Annotated in this window: 19 protein-coding genes; 13 read left to right on the forward strand and 6 right to left on the reverse strand. The window is 69.9% G+C overall.

The features are described 5' to 3' along the window. Positions 1–44 precede the first annotated feature (44 nt). Positions 45–1,271 carry an MFS transporter gene (locus DC432_RS09520; RefSeq protein ID WP_165801235.1) on the forward strand — a complete coding sequence of 409 codons (1,227 nt, stop codon included), beginning with the start codon at positions 45–47 and terminating at the stop codon, positions 1,269–1,271. Positions 1,272–1,363: 92 nt separating this feature from the next. Here DC432_RS09520 and DC432_RS09525 read toward each other — a convergent pair whose 3' ends face one another. The 4 genes from DC432_RS09525 to DC432_RS09535 form a co-directional block, all read right to left on the reverse strand. Next, the gene (locus tag DC432_RS09525) at positions 1,364–2,206 is read right to left on the reverse strand and encodes an alpha/beta fold hydrolase (RefSeq protein WP_116537692.1); all 843 of its coding nucleotides are present in this window, start codon (positions 2,204–2,206) and stop codon (positions 1,364–1,366) included. 1,053 nt (positions 2,207–3,259) lie between these two features. Further along, positions 3,260–3,397: a hypothetical protein gene (locus DC432_RS16395; RefSeq protein ID WP_165801236.1), complete on the reverse strand. Its 138-nt coding sequence runs from the start codon at positions 3,395–3,397 to the stop codon at positions 3,260–3,262. A gap of 250 nt (positions 3,398–3,647) precedes the next feature. Next, complete coding sequence (locus tag DC432_RS09530) at positions 3,648–5,024, reverse strand: amidohydrolase family protein (protein WP_116537693.1); 1,377 nt, start codon at positions 5,022–5,024, stop codon at positions 3,648–3,650. A gap of 285 nt (positions 5,025–5,309) precedes the next feature. After that, entirely contained in the window at positions 5,310–6,308 is a 999-nt protein-coding gene (locus DC432_RS09535; RefSeq protein ID WP_165801237.1) for an alpha/beta hydrolase, read from the reverse strand. 174 nt (positions 6,309–6,482) lie between these two features. Here DC432_RS09535 and DC432_RS09540 point away from each other — a divergent pair, with 174 nt between their 5' ends. The 9 genes from DC432_RS09540 to DC432_RS09580 all read left to right on the forward strand — a co-directional run bounded on the left by DC432_RS09540 (position 6,483) and on the right by DC432_RS09580 (position 14,344). Beyond that, positions 6,483–7,190: an SDR family NAD(P)-dependent oxidoreductase gene (locus tag DC432_RS09540; protein WP_108317863.1), complete on the forward strand. Its 708-nt coding sequence runs from the start codon at positions 6,483–6,485 to the stop codon at positions 7,188–7,190. Between the two features lie 226 nt (positions 7,191–7,416). Next, a complete protein-coding gene (locus DC432_RS09545) occupies positions 7,417–7,899 on the forward strand; it encodes a hypothetical protein (RefSeq protein WP_116537695.1) in 483 nt (160 codons plus the stop codon). A 212-nt stretch (positions 7,900–8,111) separates the two neighbouring features. After that, entirely contained in the window at positions 8,112–8,462 is a 351-nt protein-coding gene (locus DC432_RS09550) for a carboxymuconolactone decarboxylase family protein (protein ID WP_108317866.1), read from the forward strand. A gap of 2 nt (positions 8,463–8,464) precedes the next feature. Beyond that, the gene (locus DC432_RS09555; protein WP_116537696.1) at positions 8,465–9,742 is read left to right on the forward strand and encodes a M20/M25/M40 family metallo-hydrolase; all 1,278 of its coding nucleotides are present in this window, start codon (positions 8,465–8,467) and stop codon (positions 9,740–9,742) included. A 209-nt stretch (positions 9,743–9,951) separates the two neighbouring features. Continuing rightward, on the forward strand, positions 9,952–10,995 hold the full coding sequence (locus DC432_RS09560) for an amino acid ABC transporter permease (protein ID WP_116537697.1): 1,044 nt from the start codon (positions 9,952–9,954) through the stop codon (positions 10,993–10,995). Beyond that, positions 10,992–11,774 (forward strand): amino acid ABC transporter ATP-binding protein, encoded by a 783-nt coding sequence (locus DC432_RS09565; RefSeq protein ID WP_116537698.1) that lies wholly within the window; start codon positions 10,992–10,994, stop codon positions 11,772–11,774. The genes DC432_RS09560 and DC432_RS09565 overlap by 4 nt, the downstream gene beginning before the upstream one ends. A gap of 61 nt (positions 11,775–11,835) precedes the next feature. Then, positions 11,836–12,816, forward strand: a complete 981-nt coding sequence (locus DC432_RS09570) for an ABC transporter substrate-binding protein (RefSeq protein WP_116537699.1) — start codon at positions 11,836–11,838, stop codon at positions 12,814–12,816. 69 nt (positions 12,817–12,885) lie between these two features. After that, positions 12,886–13,401: a GNAT family N-acetyltransferase gene (locus DC432_RS09575; protein WP_116537700.1), complete on the forward strand. Its 516-nt coding sequence runs from the start codon at positions 12,886–12,888 to the stop codon at positions 13,399–13,401. Positions 13,402–13,627: 226 nt separating this feature from the next. Next, positions 13,628–14,344, forward strand: coding sequence for a GNAT family N-acetyltransferase (locus tag DC432_RS09580; protein WP_116537701.1), 717 nt, complete (start codon positions 13,628–13,630; stop codon positions 14,342–14,344). A gap of 79 nt (positions 14,345–14,423) precedes the next feature. Here the strand turns inward: DC432_RS09580 and fbaA are convergent, their stop codons facing one another. Both fbaA and DC432_RS09590 read right to left on the reverse strand, forming a co-directional pair. Then, entirely contained in the window at positions 14,424–15,467 is a 1,044-nt protein-coding gene (gene fbaA / locus DC432_RS09585) for a class II fructose-bisphosphate aldolase (protein ID WP_431739679.1), read from the reverse strand. Positions 15,468–15,521: 54 nt separating this feature from the next. Continuing rightward, entirely contained in the window at positions 15,522–16,523 is a 1,002-nt protein-coding gene (locus tag DC432_RS09590; protein WP_116537703.1) for a LacI family DNA-binding transcriptional regulator, read from the reverse strand. A gap of 193 nt (positions 16,524–16,716) precedes the next feature. Between DC432_RS09590 and DC432_RS09595 the strand changes: the two genes are divergently transcribed. From DC432_RS09595 to DC432_RS09605, 3 genes are all read left to right on the forward strand, one after another. Beyond that, complete coding sequence (locus tag DC432_RS09595) at positions 16,717–17,727, forward strand: substrate-binding domain-containing protein (protein ID WP_116537704.1); 1,011 nt, start codon at positions 16,717–16,719, stop codon at positions 17,725–17,727. Positions 17,728–17,830: 103 nt separating this feature from the next. Then, entirely contained in the window at positions 17,831–18,829 is a 999-nt protein-coding gene (locus tag DC432_RS09600; RefSeq protein ID WP_116537705.1) for an ABC transporter permease, read from the forward strand. Beyond that, complete coding sequence (locus DC432_RS09605) at positions 18,826–19,635, forward strand: ATP-binding cassette domain-containing protein (protein WP_116537706.1); 810 nt, start codon at positions 18,826–18,828, stop codon at positions 19,633–19,635. Before DC432_RS09600 ends, DC432_RS09605 begins: the two co-directional genes overlap by 4 nt. The last annotated feature ends 157 nt before the right edge of the window (positions 19,636–19,792 follow it).

The following is a 19,792-nucleotide window of genomic DNA, read 5'->3' on the forward strand; positions in this document are numbered from 1 at the left end:
GCCCCGTCCTGCAGGAGTTGTGCGGCGGACGGGGCGGTGCGCCCGTGAGCGCGGCCGCAGAGACCGGCCCGGGCGTCCGCGCCTACGGCCAGGTGCTGCGCCTGCCCGGGGCGCGCAGCTTCGTCGCCGCGGGCATCCTCGCGCGGTTCCCCCGGGCGACCCTGTCGCTCGGCATCATCCTGCTCGTCTCGGCGGCGACCGGCAGCTTCGCCTCGGCGGGCCTGGTGGTCGCTCCCCTCGTCGGCGGGATGGCGGTCGCCGCGCCCCTGTGGTCGTCGCGCATGGATCGGCACGGACAGGCGCGCGTGATCCTGGTCTCGCTCGGATGCCTCGTGCTCGCGGCATCCGTCCTGCTCCTGCTCGTGCGGACCGGGGCGCCGTTCTGGACGTGGCTCCTCGCCGCCTTCGCGACGGGCGCGGCGACGCCGGATCTCACCTCGGCCGTGCGCGCGCGGTGGACGGTGCTCGCGCCGCCGTCGCAGCGCACCGCCGCCCTGGCCCTCGAGACGATCGCTGATCAGATGGTCTTCATCGCCGGTCCTCCCGCGATCACCGCGGTCGCCGCGGCCCTGGACCCGGGCGTGGCGATGCTCGGCTCGCTGGCGCTCGGCGTGGCCGGCGGCGTGTGGCTCGCCGCACAGCGCCGCACGCAGCCGACACCCGTCCCGGGGGTGCGCCGGAGCGGTCCGGTGCTGCCCCCGGCGGGCGTCGTCCCGATCGCCCTGGCGTGCATCGCGCTGGGCGGGGTGTTCGGCGCGTTCGACGTGAGCCTGGTCGGCTGGGCCGAGCTGAACGACCGGCCGTGGCTCGCCGGCCCCGCGTTCAGCGTCCTGGCGGTCGCGATCGCGATCGGCTCGGTCGTGACCGGGGCGCGGACATGGGCGCTCTCGCCCGCCGCACGCTACATCGGATTCGCGGCGTTGGCGGCGACGGTCGCGATCGCTCTTCCGTTCGCGCAGGGATCGGTTCCGGTGCTGTTCGGGACGATCCTGCTGCTCGGGCTGGCGGTGTCGCCGGTGATGGTGTCGGGGATCCTCGTGGCATCCGCCCGTGCTCCCGAGGGACGCGTGACCGAGACTCTCGCGTATCCCACCGCCGCGATGTCGCTCGGTGTTCCGATCGGTGGCGTGATCGCCGGAGCGGCCCTGGATGCCACCGGCCCCGCGACCGCGCTCGTCACCATCGCTGTGGCCCTGGCTATCGCCGCCGTCGTCGCCGCGTTCGGCGAGGCGCTGCTGCGCGCCGCGGGCGCGCGGGGCACGCGGGCGTGAGGCCCGGGCGGCCGCGGCGCCGCGCCGGGCGCCGCGGTGACGGGGCGCCGCGCGCGGTGACCGCGAGACGGCACCGTGCTGACGAGACGGTGTCAGAATGTCGCCGAGTCGTCAGCGGAGTGCAGTCTCGCGAGGCCGATGACCCTCGCGAGGGCGGCGCCCAGGTGGCGCAGCACCGACACGTGCCCGTCGTCGGGGTGCAGCTCGAGCGTCGCGCGCGGCAGGACGGCGGCGAGAGCCCGAGCGTGTGCGGGCGGGATCACCCGGTCGCGCTCCCCCTGGACGAGCAGAACGGATGCCGCCACCTCCGCCGGCGCGAACCCCCACGGCCGGGTGAAGGCGAGGTCGTCGTCGATGAGTCCGTCCGGTCCGTCGGCGTCGGCCGCTCCGGCGTCGGCTCCGAGCGACGCCCACTCCCCCTGCAGCGCGGCGTAGTCGGCATCCACGAATTGCGCCGGATCGAACTCGTCGGTCGCGGCGAAGCGTCGTCTGTCGTCCTCGCCGACCGCGGCGGCGCGGAGTCCGCCGGGCGCCTGCATCCCGGCGAACCACCACGGTTCGTCGACGAACGGTGCGGGCGACGCGAGAGTGACCACCGCGCGGACGAGCTGCGGCATGACCGCGGCGCACGCGAGCGCGTGCGGGCCGCCGCCCGAGGCTCCCACCGAGATGACGGATGCCACCCCCAGCCCCTCGAGCACCGGGCGGAGCCCCCGCGCGACGTCGACGACACGGCGTCCGGGCACCCGCGGCGACCCGGCGTAGGCCGGACGCGCCACCGAGACGACCGCGAGCCCGTGCGCCTCGGCCGCCAGGCGGACGGGCTCGAGGATGGCTCCGGTCTGCGGCGATCCGTGGTGCCACAGCACGACCTCCCTCCCGGCGATGTCGTCGTGCGAGGTGTGGACGTCGAGCCCGGCGATGGTCGTACGCATGCGGCCAGGTTCGCACAGTGGCCGGAGAAACCGCCGACTTATCTTCGCCTCGCGTGGGCGCCCTCGTCCGCTAGTCGCCCTGCCTCCGGACAAGGCGAACAGCGAGCAGAACGTGCGCAACCGCACACACCGCGAGGAGGGCAAGAACGACACCGGGAGTGAACGAGGGCACGTCCGCCTCAAACGCTGAGAGCGCGACGGGCGGCACCACGGCACTCAGAAGAGCACAAAAGAGGAATGATAATGAGAGCAGCGTCGCAATCCGCACTTTATCTTTCATGACCCCTCAGCATTTATAAGTCGTGAGACTAAAATTGAAGTCATCACCAATTTTATGCCAAGCGCCGTCTCCGTGCAGGTAGTTCTTGGCTTGAGTTGTGCCTCCCGACCCATAGAACCAGGCGCACACACCCCGGGCCAGGAGGTACCCGTCGGCGTCCTTAATTGCCGTGCGGGAGGAATCTCCGGGCCGCACAGAAAAAGTCACCCCCGTCGGACGTCCCGCCGAGTTGCTCCAGTCGGCGCCTACAAGGATAGGAAACTGCGAGTTCTTCGAGTTTGCGACGGTGCCACAGAATACCCATCGGCAGTCGCTTGCATATGCGGTTACGGGGACGAAGCATGCCAGCGATGTCGTCGCTGCCACGACCAGCGCGAGCAGTCGACGGCGCCATCCAGCTGACGAGGCCTCAGACCGCGAAGAGTGAGTGAACATGCGCTTACGCTCGCAGCGGCTGAGCCCCACAACCGATTTCCGGCCGATATCTCACCTCTGAGCTCACCTGCCCATCGCCAAGCGCTTGAAACGCCCTCATCTGCTCCCGCCTCGCTTTTGGTACGTGTCCAGACCTCGCCGCCAACCGCTCGCTAACGGGATCTGCATTTATCGGTCGGCATCCATCGGACGAAGGACGAACCTCCATTCGGATCCACCGACCGTCGAGACCCCTCAAAGGCTCCGGAGTTGCCGAAGCAGGACCGGGGCCGCAAGATCGCCGCGGCTCTCGGCGGCGGTACAGGTGTCATGCTGATCGAAAAGGTCACGAGGTCGATCTAGGCGATCAGCGTGATCACAGTGGACACTTCGTCGGCAAGAAGTCCGGCCTCGGCCGTGGGGAGGAAGGAAAAGCTCTCGACGAGCTGGAACGCGACGGGGGCGCACCCGTGATCCGAGACAAGGTACAACCGCATCCAGGGCCACCTTGATGCCCCCGATGCCGCCGTCGCGGCTGGCCGGACGGAATGGGCCGGTGGAGCCCGGGAGGCCTGCGACCTTGCCCGCCGTCAACGAACGGAGAGCACGACACGACTGCGGAGCGCGCGATCGAATCCGTCGCCGAGGCCGCCGCGCGGTCTGGCGACGCGCTGCGGGCCACCGACACGGCCGCCGCAGATCTCTGGGCATGAGGAGCGTCGCGGCGCGGGACGCGAGCGCGAACGACTACAGGATGACGCCGAACTCCTCGGCCAGCGCGGGGAGCTGGGAGTGCAGCACCGCCGACGCCTCGACGGCGAGCGGGTTGGTCGAGACGCCGTTCTCGTTGACGAGCTTTCCGCCGACGTAGACCTGCGTCAGGTTGCGCAGGCCGCACGCGAGCACGTAGCTGCGCACCGGGTTCCACAGCGGGCCGACATCGGGCTTGCGCGGGTCGACGACGACGAAGTCGGCGAACTTGCCCACCTCGAGGCTGCCGACGCGGTCGTCGACACCCATGATCTTGGCACCCCCGAGGGTGTGCAGGCGCAGCACGCGCTCGGGCATCATCGACAGCGGGTCGTGGGTGCGGGCGCGCTGCATGAACATGCCCATGCGCATGTTCTGCCATGGGTCGGCGACGTCGGTGCAGGCCTGGTCGTCCAGTCCCATACCGACCTTCATGCCCTGCTCCAGCATCTCGGGCACGTGGGCGATGCCCGACGCGAGTCGCCCGTTCGACGCGGGCTGCCACGACATGCTGGCGCCGCCGGCAGCGGCATCCCGGATGATCTCGGGCGTGGTCTGGATGAAGTGGCCGAACATCATGCCCGGCCGCAGCGCTCCGGCGTTCTTGTACAGCTGGAATTTCGTCTGCTGGTGCTCGATCGCCTCGTACGTCTCGAGGAAGTGCGCCTGATTGGTGACACCGAATCGGTCCATGACCGCCACCTCGATCTCGGCGGCGTCGGGGCGGGTCGACCACTGCACCTGGCCCATGATCGACGCGCCGAGCGCGATGTCGGGGTCCATCGCGAGGACGTGATCGAGCGAGGCCTCGAACCGGGCGAAGATCTCGTCGTCGGTGCCGACGGTGGCGTCCAGCGCGATGGAGTCGACGAAGCGCAGGCCCGCGTCGTGGCATCCGTCGGCCTGCCGGGTGTGCCAGGCGTGATCGCGCAGCTGCCCGCCGCCGTCGGCGCGTTTGCCGTCGATCATCGGCTCCCACGGCAGCAGCGGGTCGGTGAAGTTGTACGCCGTGGTGACACCGTTGGCGAGGAAATCGAGCGAGCCGTGCAGCGTCGCCCAGTAGATCTGGTCGGGCGAGGCGTTGTCGAGCACGCTGAACATCGAGGTGCACCAGCCGTAGAGCGTCTGGTCGACGCCGAGTCCGCGCGAGCCGCTGGTGAAGAGATGGCTGTGCGACGACACGAACCCGGGGGCGACGAACTTGCCGTCGACGTCCAGGGTCTCATCGGCGGTCAGGCCCGGATCGGGGTCGCCCGCGCCGATCGCGGCGATGCGTCCGCCCTGGACGAGCATGTATCCGCGTTCGATGTATCCGGGGTCGTCGGTGCCCGCGGGGACCGTGATGAGACGTGCGTTGATGACCAGGAGCGACATGTTGATGACGGTAACAATCGCGTGTTTCCGCGGTGTTCCGGCTGCTTTGCGGGTCGGTGGCGGGGGCTCGTCCCACTTTTCGCGGGGTATGTCCCGCTTATGGCCGCCCCGACGGGGCGCAAGCGACCAAAAGTGGGACGAGGTCTGCGGGGGTCGGCGCAGGAGCAGCAGGCAGGGGCGGGGAGGAGGAGGGCGTCCCACTTTTCGCGGGGCATGTCCCACTTATGGCCGCCCCGACGGGGCGCAAGTGACCAAAAGTGGGACAAGGTCCGCGGGACGATCGCCTCAGGCGAACGCCGCGCGCACGGCCGGCGCGACCTGCGCCAGCACCTCGTCGCGCGCGGGCGTCGACGGGAACACCAGGAACAGGTGCGGCACCCCCGCGCGACGCACGAACGTGACGGGGACCCCGGATGCCGTGAGCCGGCCGGCGTAGTCCCCCGCCTCGTCGACGAGCGGGTCGACGGCGGCCGCGACGATCACCGCGGGTGCCGAGCCGGCCAGGTCGTGGGCACGCAGCGGCGCCGCCTCGACAGGGACGACGACCGGAGCGCCACCGCCCGCCGCCGGAGCTCGACCGCCGGCACCGCCGCCCGCGGCATCCCCGACGTACAGCCCCCAGTACCACTGCATCCCCTTCGCCGTCAGCGGCAGGTTCTCGGTGTGGGCGCGGTAACTCGGGCGGCTCGGATCGGGGGCGTCGAGCACCGGGCACAGCAGCACCTGGACGCGGATGCCGGGAGCCCGCCCCTCCCGCGCGCGCAACGCCAGCGCGGCGGCGAGGTTGCCGCCCGCGCTGTGCCCCGCGACGCCGAGGAGCGCGGGGTCGACCAGCCCTCCCGCGCCGGAGGCGGCGAAGCGCAGCGCGCGCTCGAGGTCGTCGAGTCCGGCCGGAAAGGGGTGCTCCGGCGCGAGCCGGTAGTCGACGCTCAACACCTGCGTTCCCGTCGTCGCGGCGAGCGCGCGGCACAGCGCGTCGTTGTTGTCGAGGTCGCCCGCGACCCATCCCCCACCGTGGGCGAAGACGAGCGTCCCCCGGTGCGCCGCGCGAGGCCGGTACAGGCGCAGGGCGAGTCCGTCGGCATCCAGGTCGATCGATTCGAGGGTCTCGTCGTCGGGCAGGCGCACCCAGGACGGGTTCGCGCGTAGCTCGGCCAGGCGCGTCGCGTCGTCGGCGTCGGCGTCGGTGGCGCCCGAGGGGATCGTCCCCGCCTGCGCGGCCAGGCGCGCGAGATGCGCGCGCACGTCGGGGTCGGTGATGGCGGGATGGACGGCAGCGGTCACGGAAATCCTTGGGGAGGACGGGTCGGAATGCTTCGAGCGTAGGGTCGCGGATGCCGGTATCCCCCCGCCCGCGCGCACACTTCACGCTGCGGAAACACGCGCGTCGCCGAGCGCGGCGACGTCGGGCGTACCGTGACGGCCGAGGGCGCGCCCGACGCCCGCGGAAGGGATGCCATGTCGCAGCGCGTCATCGTCACGGGAGGGTCGGGCGGCATCGGCGCCGCGATCGTCGAGAGGTTCGTCGGCGACGGCGCCCGGGTCGCGGTGCTGGATCGCCGCCCGCCGGTCGGCGACTCGGCATCCCTCTTCTTCGACGTCGACCTGCGCGATCCCCTCGACACCCGCCGCGCGGTGGGCGAGGCGATCACCGCCCTGGACGGCGTCGACGTGCTCGTCAACTGCGCCGGGGTGTTCCAGCACGCCTCGCTGCTCGACATCACCGTCGACGACTGGGACCTGGTGCTCGAGGTCAACGCGCGCGCGACGCTGGTGACGATGCAGGCCGTCGCCCCCGCCATGCTCGACGCCCGCGGCGGCGCGATCGTCAACATCGCGAGCATGGCCGCCAAGCACGGCGGCGGTGGCGAGGGCCACTACGCCGCCTCGAAGGCCGCGGTCGTCGCCCTCACGCGCGCCGGAGCGCAGGAATGGGGATGCCACGGCATCACCGTGAACGCCGTCTGCCCCGGGTACGTCCTGACCGACATGGGCGCCGACACCCGCTCCGAGGCCGACATCGCCGCCTGGAGCGCGCGCTCGCCCCTGGGAAGACTCGGGATGCCGCAGGACGTCGCCGGAGTGACCCACTTCCTCGCCTCACCAGCCGGCGGGTACCTCACGGGTCAGGCGATCAACGTCACCGGCGGCATGATCATGCACTGACGGCCGCGGCCGAGTGAGTGTCGACGGGGTGGGCCGGGTGACGTGTCCACCCGAGGCTGAAAGGTCACGGTGACCTCGTCAACGGCGCCGCCTCGGTCGGCAACGCGATCATTCAGAATGAGGATGCTCTCCTCGCCCTCCCAGGCGGTGGGGCGCTCACCCTCGGCGGTGGCGCAGCGGCCGGTGAGCGAATCGAGATCGTCAGAGTCATTTTGAAGGAGACGCCATGAGTCAGCGGTTCTCCTACACGATGGACGGGAGCTCGACGGAGTTCGGGAGCGGCTTGCGCTCACCGAAAGAAGAGTTCGCGCATCTCCTCCGTCTGTTGCGCGAAGGTAAGCGCTCGACATTCATCGTCGGCCCCATCCCGGACGGCGTGCACTTCGTCGACCATATCCAGTACGGCGACCGGTCAGCCTATCTTCAATGCGCCGGAACCGCCGAAACGATGACGATCGAATGGCACCGCGTCGATGACGATGGCCAGGACCGTCACTACATCGTCGGCCGAGGAGGCGACCACTCCGGCGAACCGGACGTCGAGATCCCCTTCTTCAACGGGACGCGGACAGCCACGGTCTACCCCGACGAAGTCTTCGCCCTCGATGAGGCCACCGATATCTTCTTCTCCTGTTACGAGACCGAAACGCTTCCCCCCTCCTACGCCACCAGATTGTTCGATCTCGCGTGGCCGAAGCCGCAATCATGATGCTTCGATTCGACAGCGCGCGACATGCGGAACAGACCGCAGAGGCGTTCGACGCGGTCGAGTGTCGCGCGGCTCTGGGCCTGACGTCCCCGGCAGCCGTCGCGGCATCCCTCCCCCGTGTGTCACCGTGTGACGCGAGCCGGACGGCATCGACAGCCCGGCGTGGCAGCGTGGAGCGGGCACTCCGTCATCGAGACCGCCCGGGAGAGACCATGTCCGAGTACTTCGACCGCACCGCCGACAAGACCTACACGAAGGTCTACAAGAACGAGACGCCCGACATCCTCGCCGCGTTCGCCGCGTTCGATCAGGCCGTGTTCGCCCCCGAGGGTCGCGCCATCCCCCTGAAGTTCCGCGAGCTCATCGCCCTGGCCGTCGGCATCACGACGCAGTGCGTGTATTGCATCGACGGGCACTCGCAGAACGCCGTCAAGGCCGGCGCGACCGAGGCCGAGTTGGCCGAGGCCGCCTGGGTGGCCACCGCGATCCGCGCGGGCGGCGGCTACGCGCACGGACGCCTCGCCTTCAAGCTCGGCGAGGACGCCCGCCCCCACCAGCACTGACGATGTCGCCCCTCGAGGCCGAGGCGCTGGACTTCGTCCGCGCGTTGATCCGCATCGACAGCGTCAACACGGGCGACGCCGCGACCATCGGCGACGGCGAGACGCGGGCCGCCCTGTTCGTGCAGGCGCAGCTCGAAGAGGTCGGCTACGAGACCGTGCTGGTCGAGCCGCGACCCGGTCGGGCCAGCGTCGTCGCGCGCCTGGCCGGATCGGACCCGGATGCCGGAGCCCTCGTCGCCCACGCGCACCTCGACGTCGTCCCGGTGGATGCCGCCGACTGGACGCACCCGCCGTTCGGGGCCGAGATCCACGACGGCGTGCTCTACGGGCGCGGCGCCGTCGACATGAAGAACTTCGCCGGGATGCTGCTGGCGATCGCCCGGTCGTTCCGGCGGGACGGGATCGTTCCCCGCCGCGACCTCATCTTCGCGTTCTTCGCCGACGAAGAGGCCGGCGGCGTGTGGGGCGCGCGCTGGATCGTGCAGAACCGGCCCGAGCTGTTCGCCGGGGCGACCGAAGCGCTGAGCGAAGTGGGCGGATTCTCGATCCCGCTGCCCGGCGACCGCCGCGCCTACCTGGTCGCCACGGCCGAGAAGGGCGTGTCGACCGCGACCATCACCGCGCGCGGGCGCGCCGCCCACGGCTCCCGCCCCACCGCCGACAACGCCGTCGTGCGCCTGGCCCGCGCGGTCGGCGCCGTCGGCGCGCACACCTTTCCCGTCGTCCGCACCGCGACCCTCGAGCGGTTCGTCGAGACGTGGGAGCGCGCGGGCGGACGCTTCGGCGACCTGGGGTTCGCGGCATCCCTCATCGATGCGGGCATGCGCAACACCGCCTCGCCCACCGTGCTCGCCGCGGGCGGCAAGGCCAATGTCATCCCCGCCTCGGCGAGCGCGACGCTGGACGTGCGCATCGTGCCCGGGCAGCACGACGCGGTGCGCGCGGAGCTCGCCGAGGTCGTCGGCGACGACGTCGAGGTGACCTGGGCGCGTGACATCGAGGCCATCGAGTCCCCCGTCGACGCTCCCCTGGTCGACGTGCTGCAGCGCGCGATCGGCGCCGAGGATCCCGAGGGGGTCGTCGTGCCGTACCTGCTGCCGGCGAGCACCGACAACAAGCACCTCAGCCGCCTCGGCATCCGCGGGTACGGCTTCGTGCCGCTGCGTGTGCCCGCCGACTTCGACGTGTTCGGGCAGTTCCACGCCGCGGACGAGCGCGTGCCCGTCGATGCCCTGCACTTCGGCACGCGCGTGACCGCGCGCATCCTGCGCGAGGCCTGAGCGGGCGGTCGGCGCCGCGCGGCGTGCACCGGCCGTACCCGATGCCGCGGCACGCCGTCCACCGTGTTACCGCCCGAGGCGTCGCATTGCGATGCGTGGCAGGTCGTTTCGACGTGTGAACGGCCGCCTCGCGGCGCCCTTCGGCGCCGTCGTACCGTGACGCAACCCACCGGCGTCCCGCGCCGTACCGCCCTTGCGAGGAGCACGTCATGACCACCACCGCGCCGGCACCCGCCGACCGCACGGCGACGCCCGCCGGATCGACCGCCAAGGTCGACCTGGGGACGATCACCGTGGTCCCCACCCGTCACTGGTGGCGCTGGATCCTCAGCGCCCTGCTGCTGTTCGTCGTCGCCCAGTTCGCCTGGAGTCTCGTCACGAACGACCGGTACATGTGGGACACCTTCGCGCAGTACTTCTTCTCGGAGCCGGTGCTGATCGGTATCGGCTACACCCTGAGCCTGACGGCGATCTCGGCGGTCGTCGGCTTCGCCCTCGGCACGGTCCTGGCCCTCGGCCGCCTGTCGGCCTCGCCGCTGCTGAACGCCGTGGCCTGGGGGTACATCTGGTTCTTCCGCTCGGTGCCCCTCGTGGTGCAGATCATCGTCTGGTACAACCTCGGCTACCTGTACCCGACCCTGGGCCTGGGCACCCCCTTCACGACGGACTTCTGGATCGTGGAGTTCCCCACCGTCCAGCTGGTCAGCGCCTTCGCCGCCGCGATCCTGGGCCTGGGCCTGCACCAGGCGGCCTACTCGGCCGAGATCATCCGCGGCGGTCTCGTCTCGGTCGACCCGGGGCAGCACGAGGCGGCCGCCGCCCTCGGCATCCCGGCATCCCGTCGGCTGTTCCGCATCATCCTTCCGCAGGCGATGCGCTCGATCGTGCCGAACGCCACGAACGAGGTGATCGGCCTGGTCAAGGGCGCGTCGGTGGTCTTCGTCATCGCGATCCCCGAGCTGTTCTACGCCGTCCAGGTGATCTACAACCGCAACAGCCGGGTGATCCCGCTGCTGCTCGTCGCGGTGATCTGGTACACGCTCATCACCACGATCCTCAGCGTCGCGCAGTACTACATCGAGCGGTACTACGCCCGCGGCTCGGCCCGCGCCCTGCCGCCGACGCCCGTGCAGCGCACCCGCCGCTGGGTGGCCGCGCAATGGGCGCGCCTGGGCGACGACGACGCCCCGCCCGGTCCGAAGAGGCGAACGGATGCCGCGCGCCCGGCGCCCGAGAAGGGAATCCCGGCATGACCACCGCAACCGCCACCCGGGGTCTCGTCGAGATCCACAACGTGCGCAAGAGCTTCCACGGCACCGAGGTGTTGAAGGGAATCGACCTGACCGTGCAGCCCGGCGAGGTGGTCGCGCTGCTCGGCCCCAGCGGGTCGGGAAAGTCCACGCTGCTGCGCACCATCAACCACCTCGAGACCGTGGATGCCGGATCGGTCACCGTCGACGGCGAGTTCATCGGCTACGAGCTGCGCCACGGCAAGCTCCACGAGCTGCGCGAACGCGAAATCCTGCGCCGTCGCACGGAGGTCGGGATCGTGTTCCAGAACTTCCACCTGTTCCCCCACCTGACGGCGCTCGAGAACGTCACCGAGGCGCCACTCGCCCTGAAGCGCCTGGGCAAGGACGACGCCGCCGAGCTCGCCCGCGGTCTGCTCGACCGCGTCGGGCTCGCTCACAAGGCCGACGCGTACCCGCGCCAGTTGTCGGGCGGCCAGCAGCAGCGCGTCGCCATCGCCCGCGCGCTCGCGCTGCAGCCCAAGGTGCTGCTGTTCGACGAGCCGACGAGCGCCCTCGACCCCGAATTGGTGGGCGAAGTGCTCGACGTCATCCGCGACCTGGCGAAGCTCGGCACGACGCTCGTCATCGTGACGCACGAGATCGGCTTCGCGCGGGAGGTCGCCGACGGCGTCGTTTTCCTCGACGACGGGCACGTCATCGAACAGGGCGCTCCCGACGAGGTGCTGACGCGTCCGCAGCACCCGCGCACCCGCGAGTTCCTCGCCAAGGTGCTCGGCTGACGCCGCACCCCCTCTCACCAGACTCACCCGCACCCGCACACACACCACCAGGAGACACAGTATGGCTCTCAGTAAGAAACAGGGCATCGTCCTCGGCGTGATCGCCGCGGCCCTCGTCGCCGCCGTCGGCGTCGGCGTCACCGTCGGCCTGAACCGCCCGGCCGAGGCGGTCGCCGCGCCCGAGCCCTCGGCATCCGCGTCGAACACCCCCGCCGAATGGGTGCACACCGATGCCGTCCCCGAGGCCGTCGCGGCGCTGAAGGCCAGCGGCTTCCAGCCCATCGAACCGGGCAAGCTCACCGTCGCCGTCGGCGCGTTCGTCCCGCCGCTCAGCTATGTCCCCGAGGGAGAGACCCTGCCGTCGGGCACCGAGCCGAACATCGGCTCGCTCATCGCCGAGGGCCTCGGCCTCGAGTACAACCCGGTCGTGGTCGCGTGGGCGGACTGGCCACTCGGCATCCAGTCCGGAAAGTACGACCTGATCACGGCCAACGTCACCGTGACCGAGGAGCGCAAGGAGCTCTACGACTTCGCCAGCTACCGCCAGGACCTGCTGGGCTTCGCGGTCAAGGCCGACAGCGACATCGACAAGATCGAATCGGCGGACGACATCACGGGCCTGAAGATCGTCGTCGGCTCGGGCACCAACCAAGAGAAGGTGCTGCTCAACTGGAACGAAGAGCTCGTCGCCGCCGGCAAGGCACCCGCCGACCTGCAGTACTACGACGACAACGCGGCCTCGACGCTCGCCCTGCTGTCCGGTCGGGTCGACGCGACCTTCGGCCCCAACGCCACGGCCGCGTGGGCGTCGCGCGACACGGGTGAGACCAAGATCGTCGGCGTCGTCCCGGGCGGATACCCCCTGCAGGCCGACATCGCCGCCGGCACCAAGAAGGGCAACGGCCTGGTCGACCCCGTGCAGATCGTGCTGAACGAGCTGATCGCCGACGGGAAGTACGCCGAGGTCCTGAAGGCCTGGAACCTCGAGTCCGAGGGCATCTCGACCTCGCAGATCAACCCGCCGGGACTGCCCAAGCCATGACCCCCGCGCACGGCCCGGTCTCTCGAGGACCGGGCCGTGTCGCGCGTCACGAAGAGAAGAATGGATGCCATGACCCCCGCACCCTCGCCGACGCTCACCATCCGTTTCGTCGAACCCGTCGAGTACGCCGAAGCGGGCCGGCTCACGGCCGACGCCTACCGCCACAGCTACGACGGGCTGTCGGAGGCCTACCTGGCCTCGCTCGCCGACGTCGCCGGACGCGTGGAGCAGGGCGAGGTGTGGGTCGCGGTCGACGGCGACGAGATCGTCGGTACCGTCTGGACCCCGCGACCCGGCGAGCGCCTGTCCGAGCTGGCCGCCGAGGGCGAGCTCGACTTCCGTCAGCTCGCCGTCGCCCCGTCGGCGCGCGGGCGCGGCATCGGCGAGGTGCTGACGCGCCACGTCCTCGCGCTCGCCCGTGAGCGCGGAGCGACGCGCGTGGTGATGAACAGCGGCCCCGAGATGCTCGGCGCCCACGCGCTGTACCTCAAGATGGGCTTCCGCCGCCTGACCGAGCGCGAGGCGCCGATCGAGGTCGAACCCGGCCGCTGGCTCGACCTGCGCGCGTTCGCGTTCGATCTCTGACCGGGGCGCGGGGCGGGCTCCGGGCCTCGCCTCTTCGCGAAACAGCATCCCGCTGACAACTCGGCGACATCCTGCGCACGATTCGTCAGCCGCGTGCAGTCTCGCTGTGCAGGCGGGGTCGCCGCGGCGCGCGGGAAACGACGGGTGACACGGATGCCGCCCGCCCGCCGTTGCGCCTCGTGACCGTCGAGTTGCACCGCGCCCGCGACCGGCGCAGAGTGTCCCGGTGACCTCCCCCGCGACCCTGCCCGTCCCCCACGCCGACGCGACCGTCCTCGACAACGCCGCGTGGCATTCGCTCGCCGGTCCGCACGCCTCGTTCGCGATCGGCGGCGACCTGGTACGCCGGTATCCGGCCGACGTCGCGCCGTTCGTCGCGGTGCGCTCCTGGGACGAACCGGAGGTGTGGAACGCCCTGCGCGAGCTCGTCGGGCCGGGCGCCGAGGTCGGACTGTCGGGGTACGAGGGCGCGATCCCGGACGGATGGGAGTTCCTCGGGGGCGGCGAGGGCGTGCAGCTCGTCGAGACCGATGCCTTGCAGACCCGCCCCTTCGACGAGGCGGTCGAGCTCGGCGCCGACGATGCCGCCGAGATGATGGCGATCGTCGAGCGCAATCAGCCGGGCCCCTTCCGCCCCCGCACGTACGAGCTCGGCCGGTACATCGGCATCCGTCGCGGGGGTCGTCTCGTCGCCATGGCCGGTGAGCGCCTGCATCCGACCGGCTGGACCGAGATCAGCGCGGTGGCGGTGGATGCCGATCACCGCCGCCAGGGCCTCGCTTCACGCCTGGTGCTCGACGTGGCGTTCCACATCCAGCAGCGCGGCGATCGCGCGCTGATGCACGCCGCAGCCGGCAACGTCAACGCGATCGCCGCGTACGAGAAGCTCGGCTTCGCGCTGCGCAGGCGCAACCGCTTCGCGGCGGTGCGGACGCCGGCCTGAGAACCGGACGGTCCCGCCGGGTGGGGGCACGGCGGCGCATAATCAAGAACGCTCCGCTCGGTTCCGCGGGCCCCTCCGCTCAGCGCGCGGTGCGGCCGGCGGACCCGAGGCTCTCGGCGGCTTCGACGACGCGTCGGGCCATCGCCGTCTCGGCGGGCTTACCCCAACTGCGCGGGTCGTAGGCCTTCTTGTCGCCGTAGCGGCCGTCGATCTTGAGCACCTTGTCGTAATTGCCGATCATGTGGCCGGCGATGGACCGGGTGAAGGCGTACTGGGTGTCGGTGTCGATGTTCATCTTGACCACGCCGTGCGCGACCGCAGCGGCGATGTCGGCGGCGGACGAACCCGACCCGCCGTGGAAGACGAGGTCGAACGGCTTGTCCCGGCCGACCTCGGCGCCGATCACCGACTGGATCTCACCGAGGATCTCCGGTCGCAAGTGCACCGAAGCCGGGTTATAGACGCCGTGCACGTTGCCGAAGGTCAGCGCGGTCAGATACCGGCCGGCCTCCCCAGCGCCCAAGGCGGCGACCGTCTCGCGTGCATCCTCGATGGTGCTGTAGAGCTTGTCGTCGATCTCGTGCTCGACCCCGTCCTCCTCACCACCTACGACGCCGACCTCGATCTCGAGAAGCGTGTTCGCCTTCACCGACTCGTCGAGGAGTTCGCGCGCGACGGCCAGGTTCTGCGCGAGGGGCAGCGCTGAACCGTCCCACATGTGGGACTGGTAGAGCGGTTCGAGCCCGCGGGCGCGCCGCTCGATGGAATCGCGCAGGAGCGGCTGCACCCAGTCGTCGAGGTTTTCGAAGGCGCAATGATCGGTGTGCAGGGCGACGTTGACACCGTAGTCGGCGGCCACCTCATGCGCATAGAGGGCGAGGGCCTTCGATCCGCGCGCCCGGTTCTGGACGCGGTTGCCCGAGAGATAAAGCGCGGTGCCGACCGACACCTGGATGATCCCGTCGCTTTCCGCCTCGGCGAACCCCTGCAGGGCGGCATTGAGGGTCTGCGAGCTCGTGACGTTGATCGACGGGTAGGCGAACCCGCCCTCACGCGCCCGGTCGAGCATGTCGCGGTAGGCGTCGGGGGTGGCGATGGGCATCGGGATCTCCTTCGAAACGATGGTGAGGGGCGAGATATGCGGACGGCGTCGGCGCGGGACGGGGGCAGCGGCGCGCTATCGGCATCCGCAGGAATGACGGTGACGGAAAGTCGTAGGCACCTGGACGCGACGCGGCGGGGCGTCATTTCCAGAGATCCGCTGGAAGAGCAGGTCGACGGCGCGCTGGCCCATCTCCTCGACGTTCTGGGCGACCGTGGTCAGCTGCGGTTCGAACAGGTCCGCCCACTCGAAGTCGTCGTATCCGCAGAACGCCACGTCATCGGGGATGGCGAGGTGCAGCGACCGCAGACCGCGGATGGCTCCGATCGACATCGCATTATTCATGACGACGAGGGCGGTCGGCCGCCCGTGCGGTTCCTGGAATCGACGGATGACGGCATCCTGCGCGACCTCCGCCTTGGAGGCTCCGTTGAGGACGAGGGTCTCGTCGACTTCGATCTCGAAGTCAGCCAGGGCGCGGACGTATCCCTGATATCGCTCCGAGGTCGACCCCAATCCCGCCAGACCGGTGACGACCGCGACCTGACGGTGGCCCTTCTCCAGGAGGTGGTGGGTGAGCAGGTACGCCGAGTCGATGTTCTCGGGCGTGATCTGGTCGCAGTCGACCGGCGCGTTGCGGTCGATGAGGATCAGCGGCGTCTTGGAGGCGGTGATCTGCGGAATCGTCCGATACTCCGCACCCACCGATGGGGCCATGATGATGCCGTCGACCCGGCGGTCGAGGAACGATTCGACGACCCTCTTCTCCATGGTGGCGTCGTCGTGCGAGTCTCCTGAGATGAGCATGTAGCCGGCCTCGGTCACCTGCTTCTCGATGGCGTGCACGAGGGAGCCGAAGTAGGGATTGGTCAGAGCGGAGATCGACAGCCCGATCGTCTGCGTGCGGCCGGCGGCGAGAGCGCGCGCCGCCATGTTGTGGCGGTATCCGAGTTCGGCGATCGCCGCCTCGACTTTCGCCCGCGTGGCATCGCTCACATAGCGCGTGCCGTTCAGGACGTGCGAAACCGTCGTGCCCGAGACGCCGGCACGCGCGGCGACATCGTCCATGGTTGCCATCGGAACTCCATCGTCTTCGAACCCGCCCCGAGCGCCTGACACCGGGTTTGCTGCTCGGCGGGATCCGCCAACCGCACCCCCACGATAGTCGCGAAAAAAAGCTTAGCAAGCGCTTGCGCAAGCCCTTGCGCGGCCTTACGGTAGCCGGGCCGGACAAAGTTGCCCGGTTCACAGAGGCCAAGGGAGTCCCGAGATGTTCAAGCGATCCAACAGGGTGGTGGCGCTGGGAGCCGCCGTCATCGTCGGTTCCATGATCTTCACCGCCTGCAGCGGCGGTTCCGGCAGCGGCGGTTCCGGTGGCGGCGACGCCATCAAGATCGGCGTCGTCACCAAAACCGATTCCAACCCGTTCTTCGTCAAGATCCGCGAGTCGGCGAAGGCCGCCGCGGAGTCCGAGGGCGCCGAGCTCATCGCGCTGGCTGGCGCCTTCGACGGCGACAACGAAGGTCAGGTCGCCGCGATCGAGAACCTCGTCGGTCAGGGAGTCAAGGGCATCCTGATCACGCCCAACTCGTCATCCGGCATCCTGAATGCGATCAAACAGGCGCGTGACGCCGGTGTGATCGTCATCGCGCTCGACACCGCGACCGACCCGGAGGATGCCGTCGACGCGACCTTCGCGACCGACAACAAGCAGGCCGGCGTGCTGCAGGGCCAGTGGGTGCGCGCCGCGCTCGGCGACAAGACGCCGCAGCTCGCGATGCTCGACGGTACGCCCGGCGGCACCGTCGACACCTTCCGCCACGACGGCTTCCTCGAGGGGGCGGGCATCACCGAGGGGTCGAGCGAGATCGTCGGCCAGGCCGACACCAACGGCGACCAGACCAAGGCGCAGACCGCGATGGAGAACCTTCTGCAGCGCGCGCCCGGCATCAACGCCCTTTACACGATCAACGAGCCCGCCGCGGCCGGCGGCTACGAGGCCATCAAGTCGGCCGGACTCACCGACCAGGTGACGATCGGATCGATCGACGGCAGCTGCACCGGTATCGAGAACGTCAAGAAGGGCATCATCGGCGCCACGGTTCTGCAGTTCCCGGCCAAGATGGCCGAGCAGGGCGTGCAGGCGGTCGTGCAGTACGCGAAGGACGGCACGAAGCCGTCCGGCTTCAACGACACCGGGTCGCAGCTCGTCACCGACAAGCCGGTCGACGGCGTGGAGTCGAAGGACACCGCCTGGGGAGCCGAGAACTGCTGGGGCTGATCAGCCACCGCTGACGAGCACACGTGCTGGGGGCGATCGCCTGCGCTGATCGCCCCCGGATCACGTTCCCCCACACAGCCACGTTCGACACGTGAAGGACACCATGAATTCCACCCCGACCTCAGCGGTCATCACCCCGGGGCAGAAGTCACGCTCGATGCTCGAGCGCGTCATCCGCGAGCCCCTGCTGGGCCCCATCGGCGCCCTCCTGCTGGCGATCCTCATCTTCAGCATCATCACCCCGACGTTCCTGAACCCGAACAACGTCTCGCTGATCCTTCAGCAGTCGGTGGTCGTCGGCATCCTCGCCGTCGGGCAGACCCTCATCATCCTGACCTCGGGCATCGACCTCTCGATCGGCTCCGTCGCAGTGCTCGGCACCCTCGTCGCGGCACAGGCCCTCGGCACCACCGGCCCGTTCGTCGCCCTCGGCGCCACCCTCCTGGTGTGCATGGCGCTCGGCGCGGTCAACGGCGGGTTGGTCACGGTGCTGCGCCTGCCCCCGTTCATCGTGACGCTCGGCACGTTCACCGCCATCCAAGCGGCGACCCGTTTGTTCGCCGGGTCGCAGACCTACCAGGTGCCGGAGGGGCCCCTGACGTTCCTCGGCACCTCGTTCCGCATCGGCACCTTCTCCACCACCTACGGCGTCGTCGCCATGCTGCTCGTCTACGCGGTGGTCTGGTACGCGCTCTCGCAGACCGCGTGGGGGAAACACGTCTACGCCGTCGGCGGGAACATGACCGCGGCGAAGCTCTCGGGCATCAAGTCCGACCGCACGCTCTTCTCGGTCTACCTCGTGACCGGCATCATCGCGATGATCGCGGCGTGGGCGGCTCTCGGGCGCATCCCGAACGCCGATCCGAACGCCTACCAGAACGCCAATCTCGAGACCATCACCGCCGTCGTGATCGGCGGCACGAGCCTCTTCGGCGGCCGGGGCAGCGTCATCGGCACGCTCATCGGAACGCTGATCGTCGGTGTGCTGCGCAACGGTCTGACTCAGGCAGGCGTCGACAGCCTGTACCAGAACATCGCCACCGGAATCCTGGTCATCATCGCCGTCGCCGTCGACCAGTTCGCTCGTAGGAGGACCTCATGACCGGTTCCGCACAGGGCCAGACCCCCTCGCCGTACGCGCTCGAGGCGCGCGGCCTCGTCAAGCGGTACGGCAGCGTCACCGCCATCAACGGAGCGGACTTCGAGCTACGCCACGGCGAGATCCTCGCGGTCGTCGGCGACAACGGCGCCGGCAAGTCGAGCCTCATCAAAGCTCTCGCGGGCGCCATCGTCCCCGACGCGGGAGAGATCCGCATGAACGGCGAGCGCGTGGTGTTCCACAACACCCGCGACGCCCGGGCCAAGGGTATCGAGACGGTCTACCAGGACCTCGCGGTCATCCCGGCGCTCGACATCGCCTCCAATGTGTTCCTCGGCCGCGAGGTGCGACGCAAGGGCATCCGGGGCTCGCTGTTCCGTCAGCTCGACATGCCGCGGATGCGCAAGGAGTCATCGGCGCACCTGGCCGACCTGAAGATCGGCATCAAATCGGTGAACCAGGCTGTCGAGACGCTGTCCGGCGGTCAGCGGCAGGGTGTCGCGGTCGTCCGTGCCGCCGCCTTCGGGCGCGGCGTCATCATCATGGACGAGCCGACGGCCGCTCTGGGCGTGAAGGAGTCCGGACAGGTCATCGACCTCATCCGCTCCATCAAGGACCGCGGCATCCCCGTGATCCTCATCAGCCACGACATGCCCCACGTGTTCGAGATCGCGGATCGAATCCACGTCCACCGGCTCGGCCAGCGCGCGGGCGTGGTCGATCCGAAGCAGCGCAGCATGTCGGAGGTCGTCGCCCTGATGACCGGTGCCGAGCGGCCCACCGACGACGAGCGCGCGGGACGTGTCTGAACCGCGAGGCGTCTTCGTCGGGCTGACGACGCTGGACGTGGTCCACGTCGTGGACCGCGCTCCGGCGCCGAACGAGAAGGTCACCGCCACGGCGCAGTTCCTCGCGGCGGGGGGACCCGCGGCGAGGAACTGCGCCGTGGCGGTGACCTTCTCGTTC

Origin of the sequence: Microbacterium testaceum (genome assembly GCF_003075375.1) — a bacterium.
GTDB lineage: Bacteria > Actinomycetota > Actinomycetes > Actinomycetales > Microbacteriaceae > Microbacterium > Microbacterium testaceum_E.